Raw genomic sequence first — 15,215 nt, 5'->3', positions numbered from 1 at the left:
GTCCTTGGTTTAAGTGCTCGAATTCGTCGTAAACGGAAGTATTCTTCTTACCAAGGAGAGATTGGTAAGAAAGCAGATAACCTTATTCAACGCCAATTTGAAGCAGCCAAACCAATGGAAAAGTGCTACACAGATGTGACAGAATTTGCCATTCCAGCAAGTACTCAAAAGCTTTACTTATCACCAGTTTTAGATGGCTTTAATAGCGAAATTATCGCCTATAATCTTTCAACTTCACCAAACTTAGAACAAGTGAAAGCTATGTTAAACCAGGCCTTCAGTGAGGAACATTACACAAATACTATTCTCCATAGTGATCAAGGATGGCAATATCAACACGATTTTTATCACAGGTTTTTAGAGAGTAAGGGAATTCGAGCATCTATGTCACGTAAGGGTAACAGTCCAGACAACGGTATTATGGAGTCCTTCTTTGGGATTCTGAAATCGGAAATGTTTTACGGTTATGAGAAGTCGTTTCAGTCGCTTAAGCAATTGGAACAAGCGATTGTAGACTATATTGATTACTACAACAACAAACGAATTAAGGTAAAACTAAAAGGACTCAGTCCTGTGCAATACAGAACTAAATCCTTTGGATAAATTAATTGTCTAACTTTTTGGGGTCAGTTCAAAGTCTCGCTTTTTTGTTTTATTGTTAGTCACCCAAACCGATGCGTTCGAAGATGTCATCCACACGTTTGGTATAGTAAGTTGGGTTAAAAATTTCGTCGATTTCTTCTTGAGTGAGGCGTGAAGTCACTTCTGGATCAGCTTCAAGAAGTGGTTTAAAGTCTACTTGGTTATCCCATGATTGGGCAGTCTTTGGTTGAACAAGGTCGTAAGCTTGCTCACGCGTCATACCTTTTTCAATCAAAGCAAGCATGGCACGTTGGCTGAAGATCAAACCAAATGTAGAGTTCATGTTGCGGATCATGTTTTCTGGAAAGACTGTCAAGTTCTTAACGATGTTTCCGAAACGGTTGAGCATGTAGTCAATCAAAATGGTTGTGTCTGGTGCGATGATACGCTCAGCTGATGAATGAGAGATATCACGTTCGTGCCAGAGTGACACATTTTCATAAGCTGTTACCATGTGACCACGGATAACACGTGCAAGACCAGTCATATTTTCAGAACCGATAGGGTTGCGTTTGTGAGGCATTGCTGAAGATCCTTTTTGACCTTTGGCAAAGAACTCTTCCACTTCACGTTGTTCTGATTTTTGAAGACCACGAATTTCAGTCGCCATACGCTCGATAGAAGTTGCGATGCTCGCAAGAACTGCAAAGTACTCAGCGTGAAGGTCACGAGGAAGAACCTGTGTAGAGATTTCTTGGGCACGGATACCCAATTTGTCGCAGACGTATTTTTCAACAAATGGTGGGATGTTAGCAAAGTTACCGACCGCACCAGAAATCTTACCAGCTTCCACACCAGCAGCCGCATGCTCGAAACGCTCGATGTTGCGCTTCATTTCGCTGTACCAAGTTGCCAATTTAAGACCAAAAGTTGTAGGCTCAGCGTGAACACCGTGGGTACGCCCCATCATGATGGTGAACTTGTGCTCTTTCGCTTTGTCAGCAATGATGTTGAGGAAGTTTTCAAGGTCCTTGCGGATGATGTCGTTGGCTTGTTTGTAGAGGTAACCGTAGGCAGTATCCACCACGTCGGTAGAAGTCAACCCATAGTGAACCCACTTGCGCTCTTCACCAAGAGTCTCAGAAACCGCACGCGTGAAAGCCACCACATCGTGGCGAGTCTCTTGCTCGATTTCCAAGATACGGTCGATGTCAAAGTCCGCTTTTTCACGAATCAAAGCTACATCTTCCTTAGGGATTTCCCCTAACTCAGCCCATGCTTCGTCAGCTAAGATTTCCACCTCAAGCCAAGCACGGTATTTATTTTCTTCAGTCCAAATGTTCGCCATCTCAGGGCGAGAGTAACGGTTGATCATTGTTTTATTTTCCTTTCTTTTGATGTTTCACATCAGTTAGCAAGCGGCAATCACTTTATTCAAATTCTTCTTTCCCAATCCACACAGATGGATAGTGATCGAGTGTATTCAAATCCGTATCTAACGGTATATCATAGATGGCTAAATAGTTTTCAGGATATTGAGCAAGCAACTCTTCATACTTAGCTTTCACCTTTTCGTGATCACTACTAGCATACAAGACTTCGACGACTGCTCCAGTCTTCTCTTTTTCGACAAATGCGTTGACAATGAGTTGTATCATAAAAAACTCCTAAATCGAAATGCCCTTCATATTTGCTTCCAGAATAGGCATCTTCACACCTAACACCTGACCGGTCTGATAAACACTTTGACAACAATAGAAGATGTCCTGTTTATCATTGTGCAAAGTCATAATTTTTCGGGTCAGCTCATTTTTCGCAAACATGACTTTCATGGCCTTGCCGGCTATCCAAGCGGGAATTTTGTATGGCAATAGTTCTGCTTGGTAAAGCTTCAAATTCACGCCACGCGCTTCTACGACTTTCAAAGCTTCTCGAATGGCCTTGATGGCCAATGATAATTCCGATGAACTATTCATCAAGTTCAAAGCCAGTTCTTCTGGATTTTCCAAATTTCCTGAGCGAGCAGCTGTCGAAGTGACACCTGCGTTAATCGCCATGTGAATCCAAATCCACTCGACCATATCATGAGGCACTTCCCACTTCAAATCTGCAGAAACTAGTAAAGCCGTCAGATCAGCATAGTTAGAAATGTGTGCTTTTTGCTCACCTTCTAGCATTAAATGGTCGAACAAGACACCATCCAAATGGTTCTCCTGTATATGACCACCCGCTGTCGGAAAGGCCAAAATATAGTCGTAATCCCCTGCCCACTCTTGGACCTCTTTTCGATTATCCCAGAAATTACAAAAGAAAACAAGGGTGCCTTTGATATTGTTTTTTCGCAAGGTTTCCACAGCTTCTTTGACAAGTCCATGACGCACACTGAGAAAAATAAAATCATATTCCGAATGAGCTTCTGCCACATGAACCTCATAAGTATCATGATTGTTCTCACCTTTGGAATGATAGCGACCATCTAGCAGATCAACTGACAACTCCTTCGGTGCATTGTTTTTCTTACTATCTCTCAGTACGTGTTCCACTTGATGGCCTGCTTTTTGAAAGGCGTAGGCATAAGTGGTCCCGATCACTCCGAGTCCTAGAATCGCTATTTTCACTTAAAAATCAATCCCTTTCCCAAATTCCTCTACCTCATCCGGTTCATCACTAAACAAAGTCACGTGTCCCATCTTGCGGTTGTGCTTCGCTTCTATTTTACCATATAAGTGGAGGTGAGCGCTTGGATTTTCTGTCACATATGTTTCAGCAGCCTCGACATGCTGGCCGAGAACATTGAGCATGACTGCTGGTGCATGTAGTTTGATGTCTGGCAATGGTGCTCCCAGAACGCCCAAGATATGAGTGTCAAACTGAGAAAAGTCGCAGGCTTCAATCGAGTAGTGGCCTGAGTTGTGTGGACGTGGTGCAATTTCATTGACAATGATGTCGTCAGCAGTCGCAAACATTTCCACGCAAAGAGTTCCGGAAAGGTTCAGTTGTTCAGCAATTCGCACTGCCATAGCTTTGGCTTTGTCTGCTAGACTTTCAGAAATGCGAGCTGGCACAATGGTTTTTGAAAGAATGTTGTTGCGATGAATATTTTCCTGAACTGGGAAAACTGTCACATCCTTTCCATTTCCTGACACGATGACAGAAATCTCAAGGTCAAAGTTGACAAATTCTTCCAAGACACAGTCTGCTGAATCAGCTAGTGCATAGGCTTCTTCCAAGTCTGCTTCCGAACGAATGACCTTCTGACCATGGCCATCGTAACCACCAGTCGCCGTCTTGAGGACATAGTTTTTCGATAGATCGATAACTGCCAAGTCTTGACTTGAGGTCACAACCTTGTAAGGTGCAACGGTGACTTTGGCCTTGTTTGAGAGAAAGTCCTTTTCAAAAATGCGATTTTGGGAGATGCGAAGCAGGTTTGTCCCTTGAGGGAGTTGCCCATCCTTGATAACAGCATCCAAACCGTCGGCATCCACATTTTCAAATTCGTAAGTGAGAACATCACAGCGATCTGCCAACTGACGTAGAGCATCCACATCGTTGTAAGGAGCCACGATAATTTCCGCCACACGGGAGGCTGGGCAATCAGCTGCTGGATCTAACGCGATAACCTTGTGACCCATGTAGATAGCAGAAATGGCCATCATCTGACCAAGCTGACCGCCACCAATAATTCCGATTGTTTTAGATGAGCTCATTTGTAGACTCCTCTGCGATTTTTCCTTGTTCTTCAGCAAAATTAGCAAGTGCAGTCGCGATGGTTTCGTCTTCTACTGAGAGGAGACGGAGGGCAAAGAGGGCAGCGTTAGTAGCACCCGCTTCACCGATAGCCATAGTTGCGACAGGTACGCCACCCGGCATCTGAACGATAGAGTAGAGAGAATCCACACCGCTAAGCGCACGTGATTTGACGGGCACACCAATGACTGGAAGTGTAGTCTTAGCAGCGACCATCCCTGGCAAGTGAGCTGCACCACCCGCACCTGCGATGATGACCTTGATGCCACGGCTACGTGCTTCTTCCGCATGTTTGAACATGAGGTCTGGTGTACGGTGTGCGGAAACAACTTTCTTTTCGTAGGCTACACCGAAGCGGTCTAGGACTTCTGCTGTTTTTTGCATGGTTGCCCAGTCGGACTTTGAGCCCATGATGATGGAAATTACTGGTTTCATTTCTTCTCCTTTTTTAATAATCGTCTATTGTAGTGCGGACGTAAGCGACCGCCTGTGGCGTTCCATTACTAAAACTGGAGCCCAAGTCTCCAGTTTTCCGCTCCTAGTAGCTCTGCTACTAGGAGTTCCACTACTGCGACGATTATCCTATACTAGCTCGCTAACGCTCGCAAATTAAACGACCATTATCTTACTTTGGCTCGCTTTCGCTCGCCATTGTCAAATATAGTATCTGTTAATCTTTTAACGCTTTGCTTCCAATGTCATTTCGGTAGAACAAGCCTTCTGTGTTTTGTTTGTTGAGTTGGTTATAGATGATATTTTGGCCGTCTTTGACGGTGTCTGCTGTGGCGACCAGCATATAGACACGTCCGCCGTTTGAGAGGAGGTCTTGGCTATTTTCAGCGAATTTAGCACCGGCATAGTAAGTGATAATATTGCCCTCTGTCTTGGCTGGAAGCTTGACACCCTTCTCATAAGCGAGTGGGTATCCGTTTGAGGCTACAACCACGCCTAGTGTCACACCCTTGTCCGTCCAAGTGATGGCTGGCTCTTTGCCTTCCAAAATATCAGTGATGTTTTGCGCAAAGTCAGATGTCAAACGAGGTAGGATGATTTGTGTTTCAGGATCGCCAAAGCGTGAGTTGAACTCGATGACTTTAGGGCCATCAGCTGTCAAGATAAGCCCCGCGTAAAGGACTCCAAGATACGGACGACCTTCTTTGATCATACCTTCAAGGACTGGCTTGACAATAGTGTCAACCGCTGTGTCAACCACACTCTGTGGCAAGTGAGGAACTGGCGCATAGGCCCCCATCCCACCAGTGTTAGGGCCTTTGTCGCCATCGTAGGCACGCTTGTGGTCCTGTGCCGTTGGCATAATGCAGAACTTATCCCCATTGACAAAGGCAAAGAGAGAGAACTCTTCCCCGTCAAGAAATTCCTCAATGACCACACGCGCACCTGAATCACCGAATTTATTGTCCAAGAGCATCTCATGAGCAGCTTCGACAGCTTGCTCAACTGTCTCAGCAACAACGACACCTTTCCCAAGGGCCAAGCCGTCTGCCTTGACGACGATTGGAGCGCCTTTTTCTTCGATGTAGGCCTTGGCTTCTTCGAAATCTGAAAAGGTCCCATAAGCTGCTGTCGGAACGTCGTATTTGACCATGATTTCCTTAGCAAAATCCTTAGACCACTCAAGCTCAGCCGCAGCCTTGGTCGGACCAAAGGCTTTGAGTCCTGCCGCATTGAAATCATCTACAATCCCAGCTGCAAGGGCATCATCTGGGCCGATAAAGGTCCAAGCAATATCGTTAGCTTTTGCGAAGTCAATCAACTTAGAATGTTCGGAAATAGAGATATTTACCAAATCAAGTCCATCTAAGGTCATCCCGTCATTCCCAGGAGCCACGAAAACTTGCTCAACGTCTTTAGACTCCAACAACTTTTTGGCAATCGCATGCTCACGGCCACCTGAGCCGACAACTAATAGTTTCATCTCTCAACCTCTTTTGCGAATTATTTACTAATATTATACCATAAACGTTCGTTTTAATCTTGTTTCGTTTCGCTTTTAAAGTAAAAAAAAGGAAAGAAACTGTTTTCTTCCCTTTTATTTTCTTAATGTCTAAAATGTCTCACGCCTGTAAAGATCATTGTCAAACCATGTTTATCAGCCGCTTCGATTGACTCTTGGTCACGTACTGAGCCAAGAGGATGATATTTTTTGTATGATAAAATTTAACTATAAAACTGAAAATAATTCATTAATGCTAGATATATTTTTTTCATTAAGTATCCTTCTCATGCATGGACTTAACATATTCTCGATACCTTCTTTTTCTATGGATAAAACAAATGAGTATCTCCCTTTTATTTGTTTAACTAAACTTTCATCTCTCTCTATATTATCTAAAGTTTGAATAGCATCCCATAGTAATTCTTTCTTAAATTTCCTTCCAACTGTTAAGCGTCGATAATTTTCTTGTTTATTTACGATGTACACACCTGTTACTTTTACATTGCCCGACTGTAATAAATTTGTTAATTTAGTTTTTTTATTATTAAGTTTAAGACTATATCTTTTTAATAAAGCACTTACTATTTTCTCTATTCTAATTTTTATATCTGAATAATCATTTTCGTCTGAAATACATCGAAAAGAGATCGTAATATCATCAGCATATCGTGTATAAATTACATTATCTAATCCTTGTCTCTTTAATCTACAATACAAAGTAGTATCAAATTTTTTTAAATAAATGTTTGATAATAACGGAGATGTTACAAAACCTAACGGTAGTCCTTGCAACCCTTGACTGGCTTTTTTTATAATTTCATAAGACTGACTTTTACTTATATTATAACCATTATATTTCACTTCCTTATATAAAAAATTAATTAACTTACGATGATTAATAGACGGAAAAAAGTTCTTGATATCGAATTGAATAAAGATGTCATTATACATATGCGCTTTAGCATTGTCAAAAATAGAAATTCCTTCTCTATAACCTTTAGTGAACTTAGAATAAATTACCCGTTCCTTTAAATGGTCATTAATTAGTTTATGAATATTTTTTAACTCGCTATTACTCGTATAAGCAACTATTTTCCTTATTTTTTTATTTTTTTTTAGTTTAAAAATTGCGAATCCACTATTATTTACCATATCTTCTCTTCCTCAATAACTTCAATCAAACTAGAGTATTTAGCGAAAAAGAACTTCCCATTTTTATCCTTTCCTTTATGTTCTAGAATAACTTTTTTATCTTCTTCATAAGTTTTATCTTTTCTTATACGCATAAATCCTGCCGCACTAAACAAATACAACGTCATACCAATCATCCTTTGTATTGTTACTTTTTTACTTTCAAAATGAATCTCAGGAACGTCAGTAAACTTATATGGTTTAATCTCTTCATAGGTAGAAATAAGGATCTTGTTCATTTCCTTATTTAAAATTTCTATAACACTCTCTAAAGTCATACTTTTCCCAAATATTTTATCAGCAATTTCGTCTACTGATAGCATTGCTGCTACATAATGTAGGACTCTATCTGGATCAATTCTTACTGTTAGTTTAACTTCTTCAAAGTTTAAACCAAATTCTTCTTTTCCAATCTCAAATGATCTTGATTTACCTTTAATAAAATCATTTATATTGTTGCTCAACGTTTTACCTATAGAATCATTCACAAAACTTGTATGTAGATTACGTAGATTGACAGATGTAATATTATTTCTCACACTTGGATAGTATATTATTCGTTTTACAGGATTCTCTCCTTTAAAAAAAGATAATTTCAAAAAATTGCCCAATTTATCTTCTTCAACCGCTTCTATATTAGGTAATATTAGACAAGTTTTTTCTCTATTAGAGGCCTCACCTAAAAACAAACCTGCTTCCGCACCCGTTGAAATACTTTCATGAAATATAAAAATAACATCTGATAACAGAGATACTAAAAATTCTACATCATATAAATTTCTCATATAAATATCGCCATAGTTAAGATACATTTTCGATTTACTAAATGTAAAATTTTCCTCTAATATTATGATTTTGTAAGATGAATTAATATTTTCCAGATGCTTTTTCAATACATTTCTTTTATCACTAACATCTGATTTCACATATTTTGAACCACATAAAAAAATAAATTTATATAGTTCATTTTTTTCTTCCTTATTCTTAAATATATATTTACTCATCATTGCTCCATATAAAAAGAGCCCTACCTAAAATTTGTAGAGACTTTCATTCAGAACGAAAGGCAATAGTACGTGGGTTCTTGACGACATGCGGCGAGTTCGCCGTATGTCTAAAGGTTCTACGTACGACCTTTCGTAATTCTATATTATATAGTAATTTATTACTATCCTCGACAAAGTCGAGTAACAAATTTTACTATTTTTAAAATACTCAACCTTTGGAACTACCAAAGGAAATAACAGGATATGTTATTTTTCTAGGGCTCTGCTCCATTATATCATAAAATATCCATATTTTCTATATCTTGAACATGTTTAAAAAATATCTTAGCTTTTATGTTTCTAGAATTTAACATAGTTTCCCACTCTAACTCTTCATTATTATATTTACAGAGTTCTTTTTCTTGTATAACTTGTAGTATCTTCTCATCTTTTAGAATCACCAATTTTAACATTATTATATATTTATATGCTGTTCTTTTTAAATAATCAGGAGTCTCTTCATCTCCTAATTCTTTAGATAGTATGTCTTTTGCAAGAATTAAATTGATTAATACTTTAAGATGATTCAAACTGAGATTATGAAGATCAAACTCATTGTCCAACTGAATAGAAGTATCCTCTAAATTTATACCCGTTATTAAATACTCTTGGTTTGAATTTTCATCAGATATTATTAGTTTATATTCTTCTCCAAAAGATCGGTTTTTTACTTTATTATTTAAAAAATCAATAAGTTGATTAATCATTTCTTCACTATCTGCTGAAAAATTATCAATCAGTAATTTTAGAACATCAAAATCACTTAAATAAATTTTAACATTATTCTCGTTTATAAGAAATCTAGTTTTTTTATCCTTTCTTATTAGAAACTTATATTTTTTATTTCCATAACTAACCTCTAAGTTTCTTTCTACACCAAAGTATTTATTGATACTAGTATCTCCAAATCGCGTTTTAACTTTTTCCTTTTCTTGATCTAAAAGACAATCTAAATCTTCAATGAAATTCATATTATTCTCCTCTTTATTATATATTATATCAAATCCAATTTTTCAGCTCAATATTATTATACAACAAAAACATCCAATTCCATGGATGCTTTGTAAGTTCCTAATGTCTAAAATGTCTCACGCCTGTAAAGATCATGGTCAAACCATATTTATCAGCGGCTTCGATAGACTCTTGGTCACGGACTGATCCACCTGGTTGGATGATAGCCTTGATACCTGCTTTGGCGATTTCTTCCACGTTATCCGCAAATGGGAAGAAGGCGTCTGAAGCAAGAACAGCGCCATCAAGACGGTCTTTAGCCTGGTCAATAGCGATGCGGACTGAAGCCACGCGATTGGTTTGACCTGGGCCAACACCAAGTGTCATGTGGTCATTGGTCACGATGATACCGTTAGATTTGACGTACTTGATAGCCTTCCAAGCAAACTCAAGAGCTGTCGCTTCTGTCTCAGTTGGTTGGCGTTTCGTCACCACTTGCCAGTCAGCTGGACTTTCTTTGACAACGTCTTGGTTTTGAACGAGGAGACCACCAACAACACCTGTGTATTCTGCTTCTGCTTCGCTGGCATCTTGTGCGTCAAATGGCAAGGCAAGAATGCGCAAGTTTTTCTTCTTAGTCGTCAAGATTTCAAGTGCTTCGTCAGAATAGCTTGGTGCAATGATGATTTCAAGGAAAACACCGTGCATTTTTTGAGCTGTCGCAGCATCTACTTCACGGTTTAGAACGACGATACCGCCGAAGATGGATACTGGGTCAGACTCATAAGCGTAGTCCCAAGCAGTTTCGATGTCGTCAGCTTGACCGATCCCACATGGGTTCATGTGTTTGAGAGCCACCACGGTTGGACGATCTTTGAAGTCACGGATGATACGGATAGCGGCATCAGCATCACGGATATTGTTGAAGGACAATTCTTTCCCATTCAGCTGTTTAGCGGATGCAATGGAGTAATCCGTTGGCAAAGCTTTTTGGTAGAAGTCTGCGTCTTGTTGAGGGTTTTCACCGTAACGCATTGGTTGCTTAAGGTCATACGTCAAAGTGAGTTTCTCAGGTTTACTTTCCCCTACTTGAGCTGTGAAGTATTCTGCGATTAAGGCATCATAGGCTGCTGTGTGGCGGAAGACTTTCGCTGCCAAACGTTGGCGAGTTTCGTAGCTTGTTTCGCCGTTCGCTGACAATTCGTCAAGAACAACAGCATAGTCAGCAGGATCTACCACAACTGTGACGCTAGCGTGGTTCTTCGCTGCAGAGCGAAGCATAGATGGCCCACCAATATCGATATTTTCAACCGCATCCGCGTAAGTCACATCTGGTTTAAGAATCGTTTCCTTGAATGGGTAAAGGTTGACCACAACAAGATCGATCAACTCAATCTTGTTGTCCTTAGCAGCCTCTAGGTGGCTATCAAGGTCACGACGAGCAAGAAGACCACCGTGAATATTTGGGTGGAGAGTCTTCACACGACCGTCCATCATTTCTGGGAAACCAGTCACATCATCGATGGCAATGGTCTCCACCCCAGCATTGTCAAGGGCAACTTTAGTACCACCAGTTGAGATGATGTCCCAACCGAGTTTTTTGAGTTCTTGGGCAAATTCAACGATGCCCGCTTTATCTGAGACTGAAATAAGTGCTCGTTTAGTCATTTGTTCTCCTTACTTATTTAAATAGACTGAGGAAACCTGAGTTAAATTCATCTTCTCTTATCTTTCGTCTAGCTTTTAGAATATTATTTCTTGATAAGACTGCACTTTGACTTGAAAACTCATAAAAATAATCTATTAATTCACTATTTTCAATATCAAAAGGCTCACTCATTCCAAATTCTGAATTAATAAACATATTAATCCTTTCAAACCATTCTTTTCTACTTCTAAAAACAAAAACTGGTTTTTTTCCACCATTCTTCAAATAATTTGAAATTCGTTTCAAAATAATACTCACTGTGAAGTTCGTAATTTTTTTATCAACATCCGATAATTTAATATCTTTTTTATTCAGCGAAGCAAAAGGAACCAATTCTAGATTACATATAGGTAATCCTTGATACTTTTCGAGATTATCCCATTCCTCCAATAAGCGATTAACCGCCTTATCTAACAGATTTTTTCCTTCCCCTTTTTCACCCAACAATGCTTTATAGTAACTTTTAATATAGTAACATTCACTCTTTATAAATTTTGTAAGCGATTGATGATCTGGTTTTTTAGAAAATTTCCCGAGTATCAGTTTGATTTCTTGGTAAAGAATATTGTCTTTTTGAATTATTTTGTTTCTAACATCTTCCACAGAAAAATTTTGATAGTCTTGAAACATCCTCTCTATGTAGTCTTCTTTATTTTTGGCTTGTTTAATAAATTCACGAATGCCAGTATCTCCTAATTTCCAAATACTATCAGCTACACCAGGATTGTAAAGACATTGATACAAAATTGCGTTTTCATAATCTCCTTGAACATGTGTAGGGATTATGTATCTTGTTGCAGGTTTGTATTTTTTTCTATTAGGTTCAATCCAAGAAAATTCATCATTCGGTTTTGTTAAACATTCAAGAAATTCATTAATCAACCTTATGCCTTTATCATTTTTCCATGGATTATAGTCACTGACATTTTTATCCCAGTTTTTCAACTTTTCTTTAAAATCCATATTTTATCTCCTCTCCACTCCCAAACTATCCAAGACTTCTGGATAAAGTTTGTACTCTGTTTCGTGGATGCGAGTTTCGAAAGTATCAAGGGTATCACCTTCAAGGCGTGGCACACGAACTTGTTTGATAACCTTACCAGTGTCCACACCAGAATCCACCCAGTGAATGGTCACACCAGACTGGTCAACGCCTGCATTCCAAGCATCCTCAATGCCATGAGTTCCTGGAAATTCAGGGAGATAAGCCGGATGAATATTGATGATACGGCCTTCATAAGCTGCCAGCAAGGTTGGACCGACGATTTTCATGTAGCCTGCGAGACAAACCAAGTCAATCTTGTGTTCATCCAAAAGTTCGACGATGGCACCTTCGTAGTCTGCCTTGTTCTCAAACTCTTTAAGTTCAAAGGCATAGGTTAAAATACCAAGATTCTCTGCACGCTCAAGTACATAGGCATCCCTATGATCTGAAAAGACAAATTCTACTGGAAATTGTTCCGCAATCACCTGAAAGTTTGAGCCGTTACCAGAGGCAAAAACAGCAATCCTTTTAGTCATTATTTAATCACCACACTTGCGCCATCTTTCTTCACAATACGACCAATTTCATAAACAGGTTCGCCAAGAAGTTCTTTGACACGTTCAACATTCTCTGGTTTCACCGCAAGCATGAGACCAATCCCCATGTTGAAGATTTCAAACATTTCTTCATGTTTGATTTGGCCATATTTTTCAAGAGCTTTGAAAATTGGAAGAACTGGGACTTTGCTTTCGTCAATTTCAGCAGCCAAGTCATCAGCGAACATACGTGGTACATTTTCAATAAAACCACCACCTGTGATATGGGCAATCCCATTGACCAATTCTTCTTTGATGAGTGGCAAAGCTGCTTTGACGTAGATACGAGTTGGTTCCAAAAGAACGTCTTTAAGTTTCTTGCCTTCTAACTCAGGCAATACTTCTTCCCCTGTGTAATCAGCAAAGACACGACGCACGAGTGAATAACCATTTGAGTGGATACCGCTTGAGGCAAGTCCAAGAATCACATCTCCTTCAGCTACTTTTGAACCGTCGATGATTTGAGATTTTTCTGCAACACCAACAGCAAAACCAGCCAAGTCATAGTCGTCTTCACCATACATACCAGGCATTTCAGCTGTTTCCCCACCGATGAGGGCTGCACCAGCTTGCACACAACCTTCAGCCACACCAGCAACGACTTGTTCTAGTTTAGCTGGTTCATTTTTACCTGTTGCAATATAGTCGAGGAAGTAGAGAGGCTCAGCACCTGCAGCGATGATATCGTTGACACACATGGCCACACAGTCTTGACCGATAGTATCGTGTTTGTCGTACTTGATAGCAAGCATGAGTTTAGTTCCGACACCATCTGTACCTGAGATCAAAACAGGTTCTTTAACACCTGTTTTTGAAAGGTCAAACATACCACCGAAACCACCAAGAGCTCCCATAACACCTGCACGCTCTGTACGGGCAACGTGTTTTTTGATACGTTCAACAACTTCATAACCCGCTTCAACGTCCACACCAGATTGAGCGTATGCATTCTTATTTGTCATTTATTTATTCCTTTTCCTTTCCTTCAATGGGGAATTTTATTTGTAAAAACTCGTTTTTTCTTCCAAACTTCTACGATATTCTTCTTCATAGTCATAGAGAGGAGTTGGATATTTCCCATCAAAGTAAGCCACACAGAGACCGCCATTTGGCGCATCTGTTTCAATCCCAATAGAGTCAATCAACCCATCAATCGAAAGATAAGTCAGGCTATCCGCACCAATGATTTGGCAAGTTTCCTCAACGGTATGATTAGCCGCAATCAACTCCTGACGTGTCTGGATATCAATCCCGTAGAAACATGGATAGGCAAGAGCAGGACTACCAATGGCAACATGCACTTCTGATGCCCCCGCTTCTTTCAAGAGTTGGACAATACGACGAGATGTTGTTCCTCGCACAATCGAGTCATCAATCATGACCACGCGTTTGCCTTTCACGACACCAGAAACGGCAGACAATTTCATTCGAACCCCTTGCTCACGCAATTCTTGAGTCGGCTGGATAAAGGTTCGCTGCGTGTATTGGTTCTTGATAAGACCCATTTCATTTGGCAGACCTGATTCTTCAGCAAATCCCATAGCTGCGCTGAGTGAGGAATTTGGTACCCCAACTACAATATCGGCTTCATGCTTGAACTCACGTGCTAATTGAGCTCCCATTCGCTTACGAGCTGTATGGACATTAACACCGTGGATGTTAGAGTCAGGACGGGCAAAGTAGATATACTCCATGGAACAAATTGCCAGCTGAGTATCGTTTGTATAGCTGTCATACTGGATGCCATTGTCATCAATAATGACAATCTCGCCTGGTTTCACGTCGCGAATCCACTCCGCACCGATTACTTCAAAGGCACAGGTCTCAGATGAAACCACTACTGCTCCATTGGCCATTTTTCCGATTGACAGAGGACGGAAGCCATTTGGATCAAGCGCTGCAATTAACTTATCTTCAAACATCAAGAGATAAGCAAAACCACCTTTAACTAGACTGAGCGCTTCCTTGATTTTACCCATCAGATTTGGATTGTGGCTACGACGAATCAAGTGAGCCAAGATTTCTGAATCAGAGGTTGAACTGAAGATTGCCCCTCTTTGTTCCAATTCTTTCTTGAGCGATTCTGCATTGGTCAGATTCCCATTGTGAGCCAAACCAAACTGCATATCGTGAAAGCGGAAGAGGAAAGGTTGGATATTGTCTACAGAAGCTTCTCCCGCAGTCGCATAACGCACGTGTCCAATCGCTCCAGTTCCCGTCAATTTATCCAAATTAGCAGGATTTTTGAAGACTTCTGATAAAAGCCCCATATCACGATGACGCTTCAATTGTCCATGGTCATTGGAGAGGATTCCTGCCCCCTCCTGACCACGGTGCTGAAGACTATGGAGTCCAAAATAGGTCATTTTGGCAGCATCTGGGTGGCCCCAGATGCCGAAAACACCACATTCTTCATTAAGAGATTTTACTTCGTATGTCATTTTTTATA

Annotated in this window: 15 protein-coding genes and 1 pseudogene; 1 reads left to right on the top strand and 15 read right to left on the bottom strand. The window is 40.1% G+C overall.

What is annotated here, in order from left to right; translation table 11 throughout:
* The coding region (locus HMPREF1116_RS04605; protein ID WP_000322651.1) for an IS3 family transposase at positions 1-603 on the top strand (603 nt) is incomplete at its 5' end.
* Between the two features lie 55 nt (positions 604-658).
* Here HMPREF1116_RS04605 and purB read toward each other — a convergent pair.
* From purB to purF, 15 genes and pseudogenes are all read right to left on the bottom strand, one after another.
* On the bottom strand, positions 659-1,957 hold the full coding sequence (gene purB, locus HMPREF1116_RS04600; RefSeq protein ID WP_000610750.1) for an adenylosuccinate lyase: 1,299 nt from the start codon (positions 1,955-1,957) through the stop codon (positions 659-661).
* A 55-nt stretch (positions 1,958-2,012) separates the two neighbouring features.
* Positions 2,013-2,240 (bottom strand): hypothetical protein, encoded by a 228-nt coding sequence (locus HMPREF1116_RS04595; RefSeq protein ID WP_000615431.1) that lies wholly within the window; start codon positions 2,238-2,240, stop codon positions 2,013-2,015.
* Between the two features lie 9 nt (positions 2,241-2,249).
* Positions 2,250-3,200, bottom strand: coding sequence for a ketopantoate reductase family protein (locus HMPREF1116_RS04590; protein WP_000684301.1), 951 nt, complete (start codon positions 3,198-3,200; stop codon positions 2,250-2,252).
* Positions 3,201-4,292, bottom strand: coding sequence for a 5-(carboxyamino)imidazole ribonucleotide synthase (purK, locus tag HMPREF1116_RS04585; protein WP_000099032.1), 1,092 nt, complete (start codon positions 4,290-4,292; stop codon positions 3,201-3,203).
* Positions 4,279-4,767, bottom strand: coding sequence for a 5-(carboxyamino)imidazole ribonucleotide mutase (purE, locus tag HMPREF1116_RS04580; RefSeq protein WP_000805603.1), 489 nt, complete (start codon positions 4,765-4,767; stop codon positions 4,279-4,281). The genes purK and purE overlap by 14 nt, the downstream gene beginning before the upstream one ends.
* 235 nt (positions 4,768-5,002) lie before the next feature.
* Positions 5,003-6,268 carry a phosphoribosylamine--glycine ligase gene (gene purD, locus HMPREF1116_RS04575; protein ID WP_000772235.1) on the bottom strand — a complete coding sequence of 422 codons (1,266 nt, stop codon included), beginning with the start codon at positions 6,266-6,268 and terminating at the stop codon, positions 5,003-5,005.
* A 122-nt stretch (positions 6,269-6,390) separates the two neighbouring features.
* A pseudogene (locus HMPREF1116_RS12220) lies at positions 6,391-6,486 on the bottom strand (IMP cyclohydrolase); the annotation flags it as partial.
* A 28-nt stretch (positions 6,487-6,514) separates the two neighbouring features.
* Positions 6,515-7,441 carry a reverse transcriptase domain-containing protein gene (locus HMPREF1116_RS04570; protein ID WP_007554725.1) on the bottom strand — a complete coding sequence of 309 codons (927 nt, stop codon included), beginning with the start codon at positions 7,439-7,441 and terminating at the stop codon, positions 6,515-6,517.
* Positions 7,435-8,484 (bottom strand): retron St85 family effector protein, encoded by a 1,050-nt coding sequence (locus HMPREF1116_RS04565; protein WP_000049672.1) that lies wholly within the window; start codon positions 8,482-8,484, stop codon positions 7,435-7,437. The genes HMPREF1116_RS04570 and HMPREF1116_RS04565 overlap by 7 nt, the downstream gene beginning before the upstream one ends.
* A gap of 278 nt (positions 8,485-8,762) precedes the next feature.
* The gene (locus tag HMPREF1116_RS04560) at positions 8,763-9,497 is read right to left on the bottom strand and encodes a hypothetical protein (RefSeq protein ID WP_001009220.1); all 735 of its coding nucleotides are present in this window, start codon (positions 9,495-9,497) and stop codon (positions 8,763-8,765) included.
* Between the two features lie 100 nt (positions 9,498-9,597).
* The gene (purH, locus tag HMPREF1116_RS04555; protein ID WP_000166537.1) at positions 9,598-11,145 is read right to left on the bottom strand and encodes a bifunctional phosphoribosylaminoimidazolecarboxamide formyltransferase/IMP cyclohydrolase; all 1,548 of its coding nucleotides are present in this window, start codon (positions 11,143-11,145) and stop codon (positions 9,598-9,600) included.
* Between the two features lie 13 nt (positions 11,146-11,158).
* Positions 11,159-12,148: a hypothetical protein gene (locus tag HMPREF1116_RS04550; RefSeq protein ID WP_000345940.1), complete on the bottom strand. Its 990-nt coding sequence runs from the start codon at positions 12,146-12,148 to the stop codon at positions 11,159-11,161.
* Positions 12,149-12,151: 3 nt separating this feature from the next.
* Positions 12,152-12,706 carry a phosphoribosylglycinamide formyltransferase gene (gene purN, locus HMPREF1116_RS04545; RefSeq protein WP_000166637.1) on the bottom strand — a complete coding sequence of 185 codons (555 nt, stop codon included), beginning with the start codon at positions 12,704-12,706 and terminating at the stop codon, positions 12,152-12,154.
* Positions 12,706-13,728 (bottom strand): phosphoribosylformylglycinamidine cyclo-ligase, encoded by a 1,023-nt coding sequence (gene purM / locus HMPREF1116_RS04540; protein WP_000182562.1) that lies wholly within the window; start codon positions 13,726-13,728, stop codon positions 12,706-12,708. The genes purN and purM overlap by 1 nt, the downstream gene beginning before the upstream one ends.
* 36 nt (positions 13,729-13,764) lie before the next feature.
* A complete protein-coding gene (gene purF, locus HMPREF1116_RS04535) occupies positions 13,765-15,207 on the bottom strand; it encodes an amidophosphoribosyltransferase (RefSeq protein ID WP_000220668.1) in 1,443 nt (480 codons plus the stop codon).
* Positions 15,208-15,215 lie beyond the last annotated feature (8 nt).

It is taken from the genome of Streptococcus sp. SK140 (assembly GCF_000259525.1).
Lineage (GTDB): Bacteria > Bacillota > Bacilli > Lactobacillales > Streptococcaceae > Streptococcus.
This window is presented reverse-complemented; position numbering and strand designations above follow the sequence as displayed.